The sequence below is a fragment of the Niveispirillum fermenti genome, assembly GCF_052474395.1.
Window position 1 is genome coordinate 661,034 of the sequence record NZ_CP156681.1, and the last position, 16,733, is coordinate 677,766.

14 protein-coding genes are annotated in these 16,733 nt (G+C 64.0%); 10 read left to right on the forward strand and 4 right to left on the reverse strand.

The annotated features are described in order from the left end of the window. The first annotated feature begins 385 nt into the window (after positions 1–385). Positions 386–1,939: a sulfatase gene (locus ABC728_RS14515; protein ID WP_416619054.1), complete on the forward strand. Its 1,554-nt coding sequence runs from the start codon at positions 386–388 to the stop codon at positions 1,937–1,939. A 39-nt stretch (positions 1,940–1,978) separates the two neighbouring features. Continuing rightward, a complete protein-coding gene (locus ABC728_RS14520) occupies positions 1,979–3,412 on the forward strand; it encodes a sulfatase-like hydrolase/transferase (RefSeq protein WP_416619055.1) in 1,434 nt (477 codons plus the stop codon). 178 nt (positions 3,413–3,590) lie between these two features. On the opposite strand, the gene ABC728_RS14525 is transcribed toward ABC728_RS14520, so the two are convergent. Further along, positions 3,591–5,183: a sodium:solute symporter family transporter gene (locus ABC728_RS14525; protein WP_445376582.1), complete on the reverse strand. Its 1,593-nt coding sequence runs from the start codon at positions 5,181–5,183 to the stop codon at positions 3,591–3,593. A 275-nt stretch (positions 5,184–5,458) separates the two neighbouring features. Here ABC728_RS14525 and ABC728_RS14530 point away from each other — a divergent pair, with 275 nt between their 5' ends. The 5 genes from ABC728_RS14530 to ABC728_RS14550 all read left to right on the forward strand — a co-directional run bounded on the left by ABC728_RS14530 (position 5,459) and on the right by ABC728_RS14550 (position 11,839). Continuing rightward, positions 5,459–6,196, forward strand: a complete 738-nt coding sequence (locus ABC728_RS14530; protein WP_416621941.1) for a FadR/GntR family transcriptional regulator — start codon at positions 5,459–5,461, stop codon at positions 6,194–6,196. Positions 6,197–6,662: 466 nt separating this feature from the next. Beyond that, the gene (locus ABC728_RS14535) at positions 6,663–8,237 is read left to right on the forward strand and encodes a sulfatase family protein (protein WP_416621942.1); all 1,575 of its coding nucleotides are present in this window, start codon (positions 6,663–6,665) and stop codon (positions 8,235–8,237) included. Positions 8,238–8,456: 219 nt separating this feature from the next. Next, positions 8,457–9,575: a hypothetical protein gene (locus tag ABC728_RS14540; protein WP_416621943.1), complete on the forward strand. Its 1,119-nt coding sequence runs from the start codon at positions 8,457–8,459 to the stop codon at positions 9,573–9,575. Further along, positions 9,575–11,485 (forward strand): family 43 glycosylhydrolase, encoded by a 1,911-nt coding sequence (locus ABC728_RS14545; RefSeq protein WP_416621944.1) that lies wholly within the window; start codon positions 9,575–9,577, stop codon positions 11,483–11,485. The genes ABC728_RS14540 and ABC728_RS14545 overlap by 1 nt, the downstream gene beginning before the upstream one ends. Positions 11,486–11,488: 3 nt before the next feature. Beyond that, positions 11,489–11,839, forward strand: coding sequence for a helix-turn-helix domain-containing protein (locus ABC728_RS14550; protein WP_416621945.1), 351 nt, complete (start codon positions 11,489–11,491; stop codon positions 11,837–11,839). A gap of 324 nt (positions 11,840–12,163) precedes the next feature. On the opposite strand, the gene ABC728_RS14555 is transcribed toward ABC728_RS14550, so the two are convergent. The 3 genes from ABC728_RS14555 to rph form a co-directional block, all read right to left on the reverse strand. Then, on the reverse strand, positions 12,164–12,541 hold the full coding sequence (locus ABC728_RS14555) for a VOC family protein (RefSeq protein WP_416621946.1): 378 nt from the start codon (positions 12,539–12,541) through the stop codon (positions 12,164–12,166). A gap of 93 nt (positions 12,542–12,634) precedes the next feature. Then, complete coding sequence (gene rdgB / locus ABC728_RS14560; protein ID WP_416621947.1) at positions 12,635–13,258, reverse strand: RdgB/HAM1 family non-canonical purine NTP pyrophosphatase; 624 nt, start codon at positions 13,256–13,258, stop codon at positions 12,635–12,637. Positions 13,259–13,269: 11 nt separating this feature from the next. Continuing rightward, on the reverse strand, positions 13,270–13,989 hold the full coding sequence (gene rph, locus ABC728_RS14565) for a ribonuclease PH (protein ID WP_416621948.1): 720 nt from the start codon (positions 13,987–13,989) through the stop codon (positions 13,270–13,272). 156 nt (positions 13,990–14,145) lie between these two features. On the opposite strand from rph, the gene hrcA reads away from it, so the two are divergent. The 3 genes from hrcA (at position 14,146) to ABC728_RS14580 (ending at position 16,473) form a co-directional block, all read left to right on the forward strand. Next, on the forward strand, positions 14,146–15,183 hold the full coding sequence (gene hrcA, locus ABC728_RS14570) for a heat-inducible transcriptional repressor HrcA (protein WP_416621949.1): 1,038 nt from the start codon (positions 14,146–14,148) through the stop codon (positions 15,181–15,183). 144 nt (positions 15,184–15,327) lie between these two features. Further along, complete coding sequence (gene grpE / locus ABC728_RS14575; RefSeq protein WP_416621950.1) at positions 15,328–15,912, forward strand: nucleotide exchange factor GrpE; 585 nt, start codon at positions 15,328–15,330, stop codon at positions 15,910–15,912. Between the two features lie 108 nt (positions 15,913–16,020). After that, on the forward strand, positions 16,021–16,473 hold the full coding sequence (locus ABC728_RS14580; RefSeq protein WP_445376646.1) for a transposase: 453 nt from the start codon (positions 16,021–16,023) through the stop codon (positions 16,471–16,473). The last annotated feature ends 260 nt before the right edge of the window (positions 16,474–16,733 follow it).

A 16,733-nucleotide genomic window follows, 5' to 3' on the forward strand; every position in this document is an offset into this window, starting at 1 on the left:
GGCACGATGCGTGGTGCGCACTTTAGTTGCCTCCCAAATTTGGTTTTGAATTATCTATCTCAATAATATGATATATAGCGGTCAGCAAGGCAATAATATGATTTAACACAAATTGACATACCCTTGCGCCATGGCCGCACACCGGATCGATCGCCATGACACCGTATCAAGGATACCGGCGAGCCCCGCAGGGTCGGCATACGGCAAAGTCCTGCTCCTCTGCAGGATCGGTGCGCGCGACGCCAGAATGAGTTTGCGTGTTCCTGTTATGCGCAGAATGACGACCTGTGACTGTAGCGTTGCATCGTGACTTGATTAATCAGATTTATTAGGCTTATGTTTCGGGGCAAGAATGAAAGTGAAAAGGGGGACGCGGATGTGCAACGTGACACGCCGGCGCTTGCTGGGCTCTGCCATGGCGGGAGCGCTGTTGAGTGGCTGCACGGGCAGCATAGCCAGGGCGGCCACCGGTTCGGTGAACGCCAGGACAGGCAAAAAGCCCAATATCCTGTTGATCCTGGTCGATGACCTGAAGCCGCTGATCGGCGCCTATGGCGACCGCATGGCGATCACGCCCAACCTGGACCGTCTGGCGGCGCGTGGAACGCGGTTCGATGCGGCTTATGCGAACGAGGCCGTCTGTGCGCCCAGCCGGATCAATCTGATGACCGGTTCGCGCTCCACCTCCACCGGCATCTATGATTTCGGCATGAACTTGCGCGACTACCTGCCCGATGCCGTGACCATGCCGCAACATTTCCTGGCGTCGGGCTACCGGACCGAAAGCATGGGCAAGGTGTACCATATCGGCCATGGCACCAAGGACGACAAGGCCGGCTGGTCCGTGCCGCACCATAAGGACAAGCTGATCGAGTATGTGGAGACAGCCAGCACCGGCGGCCTGCCAACGCAGGAGGAGGCCCTGTTCGAGGAGGTTCCCAGCGACGATGGCGATCCCTTTGCCTATGCCCGCACGCTGGCCAAGGGTGCGGCGTGGGAAAAGCCCGACGTTGCCGATGATGCCTATGCCGATGGACGCACGGCCGATTACGCGATCGGCAGGCTGCGCGCGCTGAAGGGCGGTGGCCAGCCCTTCTTTCTGGCGGTGGGCTTTGCCCGGCCGCACCTGCCTTTCTCCGTGCCCAGGCGTTATTGGGACATGTACGATCCCGCCCGTCTGCCTCTGGCAAGTTTTGAGCAGTTGCCGGAGGGCGCGCCGCGCTATGCGGGCAAGGTCGGCGGTGAGATCGAGGCCTATCGCGAGGTTCCCGCCGGGGTCGCCGGCAAGGATTTCCCCGATGAACTGAAACGCACGCTCATCCACGGCTATTATGCCAGCGTCACCTATGTCGACCGGCAGATCGGCAAGGTGCTGGACGAGCTTGACCGCAGCGGACTGGCGCAGGACACGGTCGTCGTCCTGTGGGGCGACCACGGTTTCCATCTGGGAGACCATGGCCTGTGGACGAAACATACGAATTTCGAGCAGGCAACGCGCATTCCGCTGATCTTCGCCGGTCCGGGCATCGCGGCCGGCAAGGTGACGGGTCAGTTGACCGAAACGGTGGACATTTTCCCGACCCTGGCGGCCCTTGCCGGGACGGGCGCACCGTCCGGCCCGCAGCCCAAGGACGGCATGAGCATGATGCCGGTCCTGACCGATCCGGCGCGCCGGGTCCGCGATCACGCCTATCACTGCTATCCGCGCGGTGAATGGCTGGGAGAGGCGATCCGAACGGATCGGTACCGTCTGGTCCGGTGGAACAACGAGCGCCTCGGTGAACGCAGTTTCGAACTGTACGATCTGGTCACCGACCCGCAGGAGACGCGCAATCTGGCCGATGCAGAACCCGCCCTGCGGGACCGGCTCGCCGCCATCCTTGCAACCCACCCGGCCGCCAAACCTGTAAAGCCGAAAAAGCCGCGCAAGGCCGGTTGATCCGGTCGAGGCGAGGAAACACCAGACGGGGGGAGCGACATGACATCCTGGCGAACAACGCGCCGCGCGGCATTGCGCATGGGGGCGGCGGCGGCGGCCCTGATGCTGACGGGAAGCGCACCGGCCTTATCGGCCGCAGCATCCCCTGCGGTCCGGCAACCCAACATCCTGTTCATCCTGGTGGATGATATGGGCTTTGCCGATCTTTCCATCTCCGGCAACCGGCTGGTGGCCACGCCCAATATCGACGCGCTGGCCCGCGACGGCATGGTGATGACGCAGTTCTACAATGCGGCACCGATCTGCTCGCCATCGCGTGCGGGCTTCATGACGGGGCAGTTTCCGGCGGCCAACCGCTTTGTCACCTTCATCGCCCATCGCCGCCGTAACGAGCAGTTCGGGCAAGCGCACTGGCTTGATCCGCAAATTCCGGTGCTGCCGCGTGCCTTGAAATCCGTGGGCTATGCCACCGGCCATTTCGGCAAATGGCACCTGGGCGGCGGGCGCGATATCGGCGATGCCCCATTGCCGTCGGCCTATGGCATCGATGAAAGCTACACCCAGTTCGAAGGGCTGGGGCCGCGCCTGCTGCCCAACGATCTTGATGGCGACCTGGCACGGCAGAGCGCGCAACTGGGACAGGGGCCCATCGACTGGGCGCCGCGGGCCGAGGTGACGGCGCGCTTTGTCGACAAGACGCTGGACTTTGTCCGCCGTCACCGTGATGGGCCCTGGTTCGCCCAGCTTTGGCTGGACGATGTGCATACGCCCTGGAAGCCGAATGCCGAACAGATTGCCGCCGTGAAGGGCAAGGGCAAGAATGAGGCCGAAGACCGGTTCCTGGCCGTGCTGGTCGCCATGGACGCCCAGATCGGCCGCCTGATGGAGGGGCTGCGACAGGCGGGCGCGCTGGATAACACCTTGATCGTCTTCACCTCCGACAATGGTCCGACGGTGGGGGCGCAGACGCCCGGTTCCGCCGGTCCCTATCGCGGCCGCAAGGCCAGCCTTTATGAAGGTGGCGTGCGCCAGCCCCTGATCGTCCGGTGGCCGGGGCAGGTGAAGCCCGGTAGCTGGGATGCCACCACCGTCACGCAGGCGGTTGACCTGTTCCCGACGCTGGCCCGCATCGCCGGCGCCGCGGCGCCCGAAGGCGTGGATGGCATCGACATTGGCAGGGCATGGCGGGGCTCCCCGCTGATGAAGCGGCCCGACCTTTACATGCATGTTGCGCGGCCGGCAGCCGAAGCCCAGTTCGGTCCGCTCTATTCGATCCGTTCGGGTGCGTGGAAACTGCTGATGAATGCCGACGGGTCGGGCATGGAGCTTTACAATATCGATGATGATCCGCGTGAACAGGATGACCGCGTCACGCAAAACGCGGACGTGACGAAGCGCCTGTCGGCCAAACTGTCGGCCTGGATCGCCAAATTGCCGACACCGGGACCGGCCGTGGGAAAGGCGATGCAGTGACGCCAGGATTTCATACGTATCTGCCTTGATCAGACCCTATGATCCTGATCAAGGCATCCCACATGCGCCGGGCGCCGCCATCCGGCGGCTTTGGCACGCGCGCGCATGGGCGCATGAGCGCGCGGGCGCTCAACGCGCCAGCCAGGTTGCGATGAGTTCAGCTCACCGCAACCTGGTATCAGTGCCAGGTCGCGTAAAGGGCGATGAGGATCAGGATGACGCCGATGCCCGCGATATTGAAGGTGGAGGGTGTGGCAAACGACACGCCCCGCATGGAGATGCGATTGGCGCCGCCCCGGCTTTTCAGGGCCAGGCTGATAATCACGGCCAGCAGCAGGCTGGCGATGAAGACGATGCTCATCCGGTTCATGAAGGGGATATGCGGCGCCCCGATCTTTAAGGCATAGGATAGCAGGACCGAGGCCAGGGCGGCGGCAATGGCCCCGGCCTCATTGGCCTTTTTCCAGAACAGGCCCAGCAGGAAGATCACCGTAATGCCCGGCGTGAAGAAACCGGAGAATTCCTTGATGAACTGAAAGGCCTGATCGGTGCTGGCAAGCAGCGGCCGGGCGGTGGCCAGCGCCATGATGACGGCGACGGCGGCGGCGATGCGCCCGACCAGGACAAGGTGCTTTTCATGCCCGCCCCGGCCGGCTTCCGCCTTGGAATTGATGCCGCGCGCCTTGGCATAGAGGTCCAGGGTGAAGATGGTGGCCACCGAATTGATCTTGGACGCCGTCGACGCGATGATGGCGGCGATCAGGGCGGCGAAGACCAGGCCCAGCAGGCCGGGCGGCAGCAGCCGCATCATGGTCGGATAGGCCTCGTCCGGCTTGGACAGGTCGGGGGCCAGCACCACGGCGGCGATGCCGGGCAGCACGATGATGACGGGCATCAGCAGCTTGATATAGGCGGCGAAAACGACGCCCTTCTGGGCCTCGCCCAGGCTCTTGGCGGCCAGCGCGCGCTGGATGATATACTGGTTGAAGCCCCAATAGCTGAGATTGGCGATCCACATGCCGCCGACCAGCACGGCGATGCCGGGAAGATCCTTGTAGAACGGATGGTCGGGCTCCAGGATCATGTCGAAATGGCCGGGAACGCGCTCGGTCAGGACCTGGAAGCCGGCGATGACGCCCCGGCCGTCGCCGATCTCCTGCAAGGTCAGGTAGGAGATGACCAGCCCGCCCAGCACCAGCAGCGTGACCTGCACGATGTCGGTCAGCGCCACGGCTTTCAGCCCGCCATAGAGCTGATACAGCAGCGCGAAGGCGCCCAGTGCCACCAGCGCCACGTTCTGGTCCACGCCCGCCACCTTGTTGACGGCGATGGAGCCCAGCCAGACAATGGCGGTAAGGTTGACGAAGATGTAAAGCGCCAGCCAGAACACGGCCATCAGCACGGGCAGGACGCGCCCATACCGCTGTTCCAGGAACTGCGGCATGGTATAGATTTCGTTCTTCAGAAAGATCGGCAGGAAATACTTGCCGACGATCAGCAGGGTCAGGGCGGCCATCCATTCATAGGAGGCGATGGCAAGACCCAGCGCATAACCGGAACCGGACATGCCGACGATCTGTTCGGCGGAGATGTTGGCGGCGATCAGCGAGGCGCCGATGGCCCACCAGGGCAGGGATTTCGACGCCAGGAAATAGTCCGACATATCCTTGGCATGGCTGGCCTTTCCCCGGCTGACCCACTGGGCCAGGCCGAAAATGCCGATGACATAGATCACCACCACCACCAGATCAATCTGCGACAGGCTTGTCATGTTCCCAAGGACGTTTCGGGATTGGCGGAACCCGCGCAGGCGTATGATGTTGTCGGATATCGGTTGAGCATGCCCCGGCTCTCTCCCTCATTAGCTTTATATTTATCGCATTAATATATCATAAAACACGACCTTGCCGCACCTGCGCTATCTGAGATTCCGGGTCGATCATGGGTCTGACGGGCGGGGGCACTGATGCTCGACTAACATTTATCATATTGCTAAGATAACTACCGCCTTGATGATACAGGGCTGATCTTAACCCATGTGGGAAAATGAAATCGATCGTCAAACGCCGTCTATGGCATCCGGACGCGGAACTCGGTCAACGAACATTGGGTATCGTTGAAGATATCGGCTCGGCGATCGTCTCTGGCGAATATCCGTCCGGTGAAATTCTGCCGGTGGAGGCGGATTTAGCCCAGAAATATCAGGCAAGCCGCAGCGTCCTGCGTGAAGCGGTGAAGATACTGAGTGCGAAAGGTCTGGTCACGGCGCGCCGGCGCAAAGGCACCTCGGTAACGCCCAAGACCTCCTGGGATCTGCTGGATGCCGATGTCCTGCGTTGGATATTGATGGGGGATTTCTCTCTGCCGCTGCTGGTCGAATTCACGGATATTCGCCTGGGCATAGAGCCACAGGCGGCGGCGGGTGCCGCAGAAAGGGCGGATCCTGTCGCGCTGGCTGCCATACGTGTGGCCTTCACCCGTATGCATGCTGCCTTGCGGGGCGATGATGATCCGCTGGATTCCGATATCTCCTTCCATCTGGCGATCCTTGCTGCCAGCGGCAACCGTTTCATCAACCGTTTGAAGCACTTGATTGAAGCTGCCCTGCTATTTTCGATCCGTTATACGGATGATCAGACGCGCACCGCTGACATCAAGCTGGCAAGGCATGAACGTGTCCTGCTCGCCATCGAATCCGGAGACCCCGAAGCCGCCGCCGCCGCATCCCGCGACCTGCTGATTGCGGCGCGAGCCGTCATGGTGAAGGGCTTGACGCGCGGCTAAGCAGGTTCCTCCAGATCGGGCCACACATGGCCCGGCCTGGAGGAACCTGCCAACTCCATTGTTTGCAGATTTTCCGAGCCCGCCCATCTGTGGGCGGCGTTCGGAAAATCTGCTTAGGCCGCTACCGGCAGCCCTGCTGCTGAAGGGTCTGCGCTTTTTTATCTAATAGATATGATTTATATTGCGAACCACGGTGGGGCTGTTACAGTCCACACCGTTGGACGAAGCCGCGCCGCGTTGCCGACGCTGCATTCATGTCACCGCAAGGGCTCGGGCGGTCAAAGACGTCGCGGCATGGCCGCGCGAATGTCTTGCCCTGCCCGCAAACCCGGTGGCGCCAGCACAGCAATCGACGCCGGGAAGGAATGAAGGTGCGTACCAAGACGATATTGATCGCCGGCGCGCCGTCGGGGGACCGCGACCGGGGCGACCGTAACCGCCGGGACAGGCACGGATGAATGCGCGGATGACTCGTCGCGCGCTGTTGCTGGGGAGCGCGACAGCCACCCTGGCAATGCCGGCCCTGGCTTTGACGGGCGCGCGGCGCAGGCCGAACATTGTCGTCATCTATGCCGACGATCTCGGTTTCGGGGATCTTAGCGCCTATGGGGGCACGCGCCTGCACACGCCGAACATCGACCGCATGGCCGCGGGGGGCACGCGGTTCGTGAACGCCCATTCGCCGTCGGCGACCTGCACGCCCTCCCGCTATGCCCTGCTGACCGGGGATTATGCCTGGCGCGCGTCGGGCACGCAGATCCTGCCGGGTGACGCCCCGGCCTTGATCCGCCCCGGTCGCTTCACCCTGCCATCCATGTTGCAGAAGGCGGGTTACCGGACCGGGCTGGTCGGCAAATGGCATCTGGGCCTGGGCGACGGGCAGGTCGACTGGAATGGGGAGATCGGGCCGGGGCCGCTGGATGTCGGTTTCGACTACGGATTTTTCATGCCTGCCACCCTGGACCGTGTGCCCACCGTCCTGATCGAGAATCGTCGGGTGGTCAATCTGGACCCGACGGACCCGATCACGGTGGATTACAAGCGGAAGATCGGCACGGAACCCACGGGAACCGAAAATCCTGACCAGCGGCAGATGGGTGCCGATCCTGAACATTCCGGCACCATCACCAACCGTATCAGCCGTATCGGCTATATGACGGGTGGAAAGGCGGCCCGCTGGAAAGACGAGGATCTAAGTGATCTGTTGCTGGAAAAGGCCGTTTCCTTCATGTCCGCAAGCAGGACAGATCCGTTCTTCCTTTATTTCGCGGTGAATGAGCCGCATGTGCCCCGCGCGCCGCACCCGCGTTTCGTCGGCAGGTCCGGCATGGGGCCGCGCGGCGATGCCATCCTGCAGCTCGACTGGACCGTGGGGGAGATGATGGCCGCCATGGACCGTATGGGCATCACCGACGACACGCTGGTGGTGTTCAGCAGCGATAATGGCCCCATCCTGTTCGACGGCTATGACGACGGGGCCGTGGAACTGGCGGGTGACCACCGCCCGTCCGGCCCGTTCAGCAGCGGGAAATACAGCATCCTGGAAGGCGGCACCCGCGTGCCGATGATCACCTGCTGGCCGGGTCAGGTCCGGGCGGGCCATGTGTCGTCGGCGCTGGTCGACCATGTGGACCTTGTCGCGTCGCTGGCGGTGCTGACGGGACAGGAACTGCCCCGCGACGGGGCGCTGGACAGTTTCGACATGCTGAACCCGTTGCTGGGCAAGACCGATCAGGGGCGCACGCATGTGGTGGAGGACACCAAGCTGATGGTGGTCAGCGGGGCCATGGTGGCCGGCAGCGGCGAGCGTGTTCTGGCCTTGCGCCAGGGGGACTGGAAATTCATCCGGGCCAGCGTGGATGCCGCGCCGTTCCACGGCAACCCGATCGGTACCGCGCCCGGCCCCCAGCTTTACGACCTGGCCGGCGATCCCGGCGAGACCAGAAATCTGGCGGCCACAATGCCTTACCTGGCAGGCCGGATGGCCGCCTTGCTGGACAGGATCGAACGCGATGGGCGAAGCCGCCCCGCAGCGCCGTGAAGGACGACCTTTTACTATTTTGCTGTGATCAGAACCTGTTGGCTCTGATCACAGCCCTCAGCCCTCAACCGCCGGCGCCAACATTCGTTGGCTCGGGCGCGCCGCACGAGCGGTGCTGTGGCGGTCGCCGCCGGACCAGCTTGCGATGAATTCCACTCATCGCGAGCCGGTATTATCCGGTTCCGGCCAATCATAATATCCAAACTGGGGAGATCGACGATGCGCAAGACCCTTCTGCTGTTGACGGCCCTGGCCCTCGGACCCACGCCGGTCCTGGCCCAATCGGCGCTGGGGGCCAATTACAACGAACATTTCGAGGATGTGGATTATCGCGACCTGGAAAAAGCCCAGGCGCGCTGGATCCGGCTGTTCGTCCCGATGCCGCAACTGGACAAGGGTGCCGCCGACCATGGCGCGGTGCGATCGGTTCTGGCGGCGGGCGAACACGGCTACAAGACCATCCTGTCGCTGAAATGGCCGTTTCCGCGCAGCGACTTTCCCAAGGCAGGCACACCGGCCTTTCAGAAGGAACTGGCGCGTCTCGATGCCCTGCTGCCGCTGGTGATGGACAGGATCGACATCCTGGTGATCGGCAACGAGCCCTATATCGAAAGCCGGGAAGAGGATCGCGACCTTGATCTGAACACCTTCTATGAGGCGATGGCCGCCCGGATCATACAGTATCGCGCGAGCCGATGCGGTGGCGACTGCCGGACCCGGCTTTACATGGGCGCCTTGAACCGCCTGGACCTGAAGAAGAACCTCACGCCGTCTGTCGCGCGCTGGATGGATTATGTCAAGGCGACACCGGAGATCGACGGGGTGGATATCCATCCCCACATTCCGTCGATCCAGGCCTCGCAGCCCTTCCTGGATTACATCCTGCCGCGCATGCGGCCGGAGCAGAAATTCCTTGTCACGGAATTCTCCCTGGTCTGGTGGTGGAAAAAGCAGATGCGCGAACCGGTCTCCCCGGCCTTCGCGACGAAGTACGGCGTGTCGCCGCAATCCCGGAACTGGCAGGTGATGCAGTCCGCCCTGGAGCAGCCCTTTACCAAGCAGCAATGGGACGATTACCTGTCGCTCAGCCCCTGGTTCGAAACCCGCAAACATTATCTGGTCAATCAGATGAAGATGTTCCGGGATACGGGCCGTCTGGCGGTTGCCACCTATGGCTTCAAGCAGGGAAGCTCCATGGCGGCCGATTTCGGTCCCGACAAGACGCCCTGGCTGATCAACAGCGTCTTTGCCCCCCGATCGATCAGGCCCAATGCCGATGGCAGTGCCGCGGCCAACTATGCCTGGATCGATGATTTCCGCGCCTTGCAGAAGGACTGATGCCAGTGAAGAAGCACCTTTCGATCCTGGCCCTGCTTTCTGCCACCCTGATGGCGGGGCCGGCACCGGCACAGCAGCAACAGCTCAAGAAGGCTGTGGCCGACGATATTTTCGCCGACCACCCGTCGATGGACAGCAACGCGGTCGTCATGCCGTCGGCTGATGCGAAACCGGTGACCCCGTTCTTCAGCGAACGGGCCATCGGCGATGCATCCCTCGCCCGCACGGCCGATGGCGGCTGGGTGCTGACCGGTACGGTCCTGCGCACGGGGGTCCGCCATGGGGTACAGCTCTGGACCTCCGCTGATGGCAAGGCCTGGAAGGGCTGGGGTCCGGCGCGGATCACCGGCAGCGGGATCGAGCCGGGGGACGTATCGGAACGGTATCTGGCGCCATCGGTCACCGTGGCCGGCGACCGGCTCTATCTGGCCTTTGCCGACAAGACCGGCTGCGCCCGCGTCGCCGTGGGTCAGGCAGCACGCCCGGACGGGACCTTCACCGCCTCTGCCTGTCTTGTCGATGATGCCGCCGATATCTCCCTCTTCGTCGATCAGGACGGGACGGGATATCTGCTGTGGGGTGGCGGCAATATCGCCAAATTGTCGGCTGGCTTCGACCGACTGGCCGAGACACCAAGGTTCCTGAAGCCGGATCAGGCCCTGTTCGCCAAGCATCCGCCCGTGGGCAAGGATTGGCCCGTGCGTGTGCGGGTGGGCATGTCGGGGGCGACGATGTTCCGCGACGGCGACCGTTATGTCCTGGCCGCCAGCGAGGTCACCGGACGCATGCGCACCGCGACGGAGGATCTGTTCATGGCGGAGGGGCCGACACCCTACGGTCCTTTCAGCATGCGGATGCTGGCCGTGCCGCATGCTGGGCAGGGGGCTGTCGTCCGGTTGGATGACGGTCGCCTGGCGACCGCCTACAATCCCAAATGCGAGGATGGTTTCGCCCTGTTCTGCGAACAGGTCGGGCTGGTCCCGCTGGAGCGCGCGCCCGACGGCCGTCTGCGCCAGGCGGCTTCGGTGATCACCGAGGACAGTGCCGTCGCCGCCCGCCAACCGCTGCTAACCTCTGAGATGATGCGTGACCCATCGGTGACGCTGGGCGGCGACGGCTATTACTATCTGGTCGGCACCCAGGACGGCTATGGCTATCACCGTCCGGATGGCGGGGTGAAGCTCTGGCGGTCGGCGGATATGAAGCGTTGGGACGATGCCGGCTTCATCTTCCGCTGGGAAGGGATGGGCTATGATTTCGCCAACAACATTGCCGAGCTTTGGGCGCCGGAGATCAAATGGGTCGAACGCGACAAGACCTACTATCTGGCCTTCTCGGTCATGGAACGTGGTGTCGGCGGCAAGACCTGGCTCTACCGCTCCAGAACCGGCAAGGCGGAGGGACCATACGAGAATACGGGCAAGAGCTATCTGGTTAAGGGCATCGACGGGTTCCCGTTCGAAGATGATGACGGTCTCTATTTCCTGTGGGGCGGCGGCAGCATCGGCAGGCTGAACGACCGGCGCGACGGCTTCGACGGGCCAGTCCGGCAACTGGTCGATGTGGATGGTGACCATGTCGGATATGAAGGCAATGGCCTGATCAAGGTGAACGGGGTCTATTTCCTGACCGGGGCGGAATGGCATGGACCGCTGCGCACCCATGGCACCTACGACATGATGTATGGCACCTCCAGAACCCTGTTCGGTCCCTACAGCCAGCGGCGCATCGGTGCCCCCCATGGCGGCCACGGCACGGCCTTCAGGGATAAGCAGGGCCGCTACTGGTACACGATGTTCGGCAACGACCCGACGGCGCCGTGGCGCATGCACTTCGGGCTGGTGCCCATCGACATTGGCGACGCCGCGTCCATCGGGGTGCCGCGTGTCGACGGCGCGCGTGCGGAATGAGCCATGGTGCGGGCCGTCCCCATTGATCTGCGCCTGCGTGTCGTGGCCGCCATCGAGGCGGGGGAGGCGATGACGGCGGTGGCCGGACGATTCGGCATCTCCATATCCACGGCTCGCCGTCTGTGCCGCAAGCAACAGGCCGGAGCCAGCCTGTTGCCCGACCGGGTTGGTGGCCGCCGCCAACCGGTCATCGCGGGTGACGACCTGGAATGGTTGCGCAGCCGGCTTGCGGGACGCGATCGCATGAGTATCCGGGGGATCACCGCGGAACTGGCCGGGCGCGGGCTGCTGGTGACGCATGACACCGTATGGCGGACGGCAAGACGGCTGGGTTTTGGCGAGCGTAGAGAATAAAAAGACGACTTGACGTCGTTAACGTCCACGGTGGTGGCGGAAATTCACTGACCGTCATCTGGTGAGGCATGCTCCACCAGATGACGGTGGCGGCGCTGCAAGGGGTGGACCAGGTTTCCCGGAGACCGGAAACGCCCCCTGCGCGGCAGGCCGGGGGAACGTCCGCCCAGGGGAACGTCCGCCGAAGGTGATCATGCCGGCGATGGCGGGCCGGCACCGGGATTTCATGATCCCCGCCGCCCCCATCCGGTGCGGACGGGCGGGTTGCCGGGTTGAGCCCAGGCTGTCCGGGACGATGCGGGCCGTCCCGGACACACGCGGGCATCAACCCGGCATGGTCATGACGAAGGCGTTCAGCTTGTTGCCATCAAGATCACGGAAATAGGCGGCATAGAAATTGTCGCCGCGCGGGCCGGGCGGGCCTTCGCAGGTGCCGCCCAGCGACAGGGCCAGATCGTAAAGCCGCTGGACCTGTTCCTTGTCCTTGGCCTCGAATGCAACCATGACGCCATTGCCCACAGAGGCGGCGTTGCCGTCGAACGGCTTCATCAGGGCCATGCCGGCCCCGCCATTCGGATCACCCCAGGCGATGCCGGTGGGAAATTCCATCATCCGGCCGGTCCCCAACTCCTTGGCGATGGCGTCGTAAAAGGTGGCGCCCTTGGCCAGGTCGTTGGTGCCCAACGTCACATACCCAATCATTCTTTCCCCCATGATCTTGTCCATGCCGGACGGCACGGACCCATGCCGCATGGCATGATCAGAACATTACAGGAACATTTGATCGAGTTCGAGTCATTTCCCCGCCAGGGTGAAACAGCGTGCCTTCAGCTTGTTGAAGGCGTCGGTCCGGTGGCTGATCGATTGCTTTTCCGCCGGGTCCATCTCCGCAATGGTCCGCGTGTCGCCCAGCGGGATGAAGATGGGATTGTAGCCGAAACCATTGGTGCCGCGCGGCGGAAAGGACAGGTGACCGTCCACCCGCCCTTCCACCGTCTCCACATGCCCATCGGGCCAGGCCAGGGCCAGGGCGCAGATGAAGGCGGCCCGGTCGCCCCGGCGGTCCGGGCTGGCCTTCAGCGCCTCTTCCACCCTGGCCATGGCGATGCGGAAATCCTTGGTCGGCCCGGCCCAGCGGGCGGAGAAGATGCCCGGCGCCCCGTCCAGCCCCTCCACCGACAGGCCGCTGTCGTCGGCCAGCGCCGGCAGGCCGGACGCTGTGGCGGCCGCCCGTGCCTTCAGGATGGCGTTGCCGACATAGGTCGTCTCCGTCTCCTCCGGCTCCCCCAGCCCCAGTTCCCCGGCGCTGGGGAAGTGCCGCACCAAGCCATCCAGCAGGGCGGCGATTTCCGGCACCTTGCCCTTATTGTGGGTGGCGATGACCAGCGTATCGCCGGTGAAGGGACGGGGGACGGTCATGCGGCCCCCCCTCAGACGCCCAGGGCGGCGCGCTGCAGCGCCGCCAACTCGCCGATGCCCTTGCGGGCCAGGGCCATCAGGGCCATGAACTCGGCTTCCTCGAAGGGCTTATCCTCGGCCGTGCCCTGGATTTCCACGATGCCGCCGCGGCCGGTCAGCACGAAATTGGCGTCGGCCCCGGCATTGCTGTCCTCGATATAGTCCAGGTCCAGCACGGGCTGGCCATTATGGATGCCGCAGGAAATGGCGGCGACCTGATCGGTCAGCGGCACCCGGGCCAGCGTGCCGGTCCGCACCAGATGCTGAAAGGCCAGATGCAGGGCGACATAGGCGCCCGTGATGCTGGCGGTACGGGTGCCGCCATCGGCCTGGAGGACATCGCAATCGACCTTGATCTGCACCTCGCCCATGGCCTTCAGGTCGGTGACGGCGCGCAGGCTGCGGCCGATCAGGCGCTGGATTTCCTGCGTGCGGCCCGACTGCTTGCCCTTCGCCGCCTCGCGGTCGGTGCGGGTGTGGGTGGAACGGGGCAGCATGCCATATTCCGCGGTCACCCAGCCCTGGCCCTTGCCGCGCAGGAAGGGCGGCACCTTCTCGTCCACGCTGGCGGTACACAGCACATGCGTGTCGCCGAACTTCACCAGGCAGGAGCCTTCGGCATGGCGGGAGAAATTGATTTCCAGGCTGACGGCGCGGAGCTGGTCGGCCAGGCGGCCGGAGGGGCGGGACATGAGCAATATTCCATCGATGATCGGACAGGCAGGGTCATAGCAACCCTGCCAGCCTTCGTCCATCCCTGCTCCCCGCGTCCGTCCATTGATTTGCGCCGTGCCGCCCACTAATCTTTCATGGGACGGAGCAATGGCAAGAGGGCCGGCGGCGCCAGGATGATCAGCGAGCTGAACCAGCGGTCGCGGGAAATATTCCGCCATATCGTGGAAGCCTATGTCCAGACCGGGGAGCCGGTGGGATCGCGCACACTCTCGCGGCGGCTGACGACCAACCTGTCGCCGGCCACGATCCGCAATGTCATGGCCGATCTGGAGGAACTGGGCCTGCTGATGGCGCCCCACACCTCGGCCGGGCGCGTCCCGACGGAAGCGGGGCTGCGCCTGTTCGTCAACGGCCTGCTGGAGATCGGCGACCTGACGGAGCGGGAGCGCGAAGATATCGAGGCCGGCTGTCAGGCACGCGGCCGCTCCCTGCCGGAGGTGCTGGAGGAGGCGACCAACCTGCTGTCGGGCCTGTCATCCTGCGCCGGGCTGGTGCTGGCGCCAAAGACGGACCGGCCGCTGAAACATATCGAGTTCGTCAATCTGGGGCCCGGCCGCGCCCTTGTCGTGCTGGTGACCGAGGACGGGCTGGTGGAGAACCGCGTCGTGGAGGTGGCCGTGGGCCTGCCGCCATCGGCCCTGCAGATGGCCAGCAACTATCTGAACGCGCGGGTCGTGGGCCGCACCCTGTCCGAAGCGCGCGCCATGATCCAGAAGGAGATGGAGGAACAGCGCACCCAGCTCGACAGCCTGACCCGCAAGGTGGTGGAGACGGGGCTGGCCACCTGGTCGGGCACGCGCGGCAGCCAGGGCTATCTGATCGTGCGCGGTCAGGCGCGGCTGCTGGAGGATGTCACGGCCCTGTCCGACCTGGAACGCATCCGCGCCCTGTTCGAAGCGCTGGAAACCCGCGAGCAGATGATGCGCATGCTGGACGCCACGGGCCGGGCCGAAGGGGTGCAGATCTTTATCGGGGCGGAGAACGACCTTTTCCGCCACGCCGGCTGTTCCATGATCGTCAGCCCCTATGCCAACACCAAGGACCAGATCGTCGGCGCCATCGGCGTCATCGGCCCGACCCGCATCAATTATGCCCGCATCATCCCCATGGTGGATTATACGGCCAAGGTGATCGGCCGGCTGATGGGCTGACCCCCTTGCGGTACCGGGGGCCGGCACCCTATCTCTCTTGGCGACAAGGCTCGACAGGCGGGGCGTTCCCGCCTAAACCAGAGGGCCGCCGGTCCTGTCCGGCCGGCGCCTGTTCCAGTACCTCATCCAAAGGCTTGTTCCGCGATGACCGACACGATCAACACCCATGAAAGCGACCCCAACGCCGCCGCGGAGCCGGTGGCCCAGGCGACCGGGCCGGCCGTCGATACGGCCCGCGTCGCCCAACTGGAGACGGAGGTCGCGTCCCTGAAAGATCAGCTTCTGCGTGCCCTGGCCGAGACGGAGAATGTCCGTCGCCGGGCCGAACGCGAGCGTGAGGATACGGCCAAATATGCCGTGGGCAAGTTCGCCAAGGACCTGCTGGCCGTGGCCGACAACCTGCGCCGCGCCGTGGAAGCCGTGACGCCGGAAGTGCGGGAGGAAAACCAGGCCGTCGGCAACCTGCTGACGGGCGTGGAAGCGACGGAACGCCAGTTGGGCGCCGCGTTCGAACGCGCAGGCATTGCCCGCATGGAAGCGCTGGGGGCCCCGGCTGATCCGAATTTCCACCAGATCATGATGGAACTGGAAGGCACCGGAAAGCCGGCGGGCACCGTCGTGCAGGTGCTTCAGGCCGGCTACACGATCCATGGCCGCCTGCTGCGCGAGGCCATCGTCGGTGTCGCCAAGGGCGAGGCCGGGGCCGCGCATGTGAATACCAGCGCCTGACCGGCGGGCCAGGCCGGGGCTTCCCGGCCCGGTGATGCATCTTGAAGGGTCACAGACAGGCCATTGCCCGTCTGTGACCCTTTTTCATGCGGGCTGCTGTTGCGTCAGGTGGCCGGTCGGCTGAATTTGTTCGGACGGATGGCGGCGTGCTTCGACGACCGGCGCAACCGTAAGCAGGTGACGCATCCACTGCCCGATCTGCTGGCTCAGCGGGTCATCGCCATGGCGCTGGGGTACGAAGACCTCAAGGATCACGACCTGGTGCGCAACGATCCGCTGTTGAAGGTGACGGCGGTAGCCAGGCCCCGGGTGCCGGGTGGCGCGCCGCTGCCGGCGCTGGCCGGGAGTTCGACGCTGGGTCGGCTGGAGCGGAGCTTCGAGGAGGCTGACCAGCGTTATCACAAATTCACCGCGCAGCCGTCGCGTCTGCAGGATCTGTATGTCGAGCTGTTCACCGGCAGTTATGCGACAGCGCCGGAGCGGATCATCCTGGATATCGACGCGACGGATATCGAAACACATGGCCATCAGCGGGGCGGCTTCTTCCTGGCCTTTCGGTAGCAGTTTAAAGGTTCCCCGGTTCGGTTGTCGTCCGCCGTTATGGATGAATATGCCCCCATGGCAGTGGACAACAGCATGAGATCATAAGCGGCAAGGCTGTTGGCAGCCATCAGGGTGCGCATCAGATCAAGTCCATGCTTTTACAAATCAGGCGGAAATAACAGCGCGAACGGAAGTGCCTTGCGCCCATAGCCATCACGGACGGGATGAGCAGGCGGACATGATGTACACATTCAAAGTTGAACTTCAAAAACAAATCC

Bases quoted from the DNA above. Each gene is read 5' to 3' on its own strand.
- ABC728_RS14520 (WP_416619055.1), top strand. From the start codon at position 1,979: ATGACATCCTGGCGAACAACGCGCCGCGCGGCATTGCGCATGGGGGCG.
- ABC728_RS14525 (WP_445376582.1), bottom strand. From the start codon at position 5,183: ATGACAAGCCTGTCGCAGATTGATCTGGTGGTGGTGGTGATCTATGTC.
- ABC728_RS14530 (WP_416621941.1), top strand. From the start codon at position 5,459: ATGAAATCGATCGTCAAACGCCGTCTATGGCATCCGGACGCGGAACTC.
- ABC728_RS14535 (WP_416621942.1), top strand. From the start codon at position 6,663: ATGACTCGTCGCGCGCTGTTGCTGGGGAGCGCGACAGCCACCCTGGCA.
- ABC728_RS14540 (WP_416621943.1), top strand. From the start codon at position 8,457: ATGCGCAAGACCCTTCTGCTGTTGACGGCCCTGGCCCTCGGACCCACG.
- ABC728_RS14545 (WP_416621944.1), top strand. From the start codon at position 9,575: ATGCCAGTGAAGAAGCACCTTTCGATCCTGGCCCTGCTTTCTGCCACC.
- ABC728_RS14550 (WP_416621945.1), top strand. From the start codon at position 11,489: ATGGTGCGGGCCGTCCCCATTGATCTGCGCCTGCGTGTCGTGGCCGCC.
- ABC728_RS14555 (WP_416621946.1), bottom strand. From the start codon at position 12,541: ATGATTGGGTATGTGACGTTGGGCACCAACGACCTGGCCAAGGGCGCC.
- rdgB (WP_416621947.1), bottom strand. From the start codon at position 13,258: ATGACCGTCCCCCGTCCCTTCACCGGCGATACGCTGGTCATCGCCACC.
- rph (WP_416621948.1), bottom strand. From the start codon at position 13,989: ATGTCCCGCCCCTCCGGCCGCCTGGCCGACCAGCTCCGCGCCGTCAGC.
- hrcA (WP_416621949.1), top strand. From the start codon at position 14,146: ATGATCAGCGAGCTGAACCAGCGGTCGCGGGAAATATTCCGCCATATC.
- grpE (WP_416621950.1), top strand. From the start codon at position 15,328: ATGACCGACACGATCAACACCCATGAAAGCGACCCCAACGCCGCCGCG.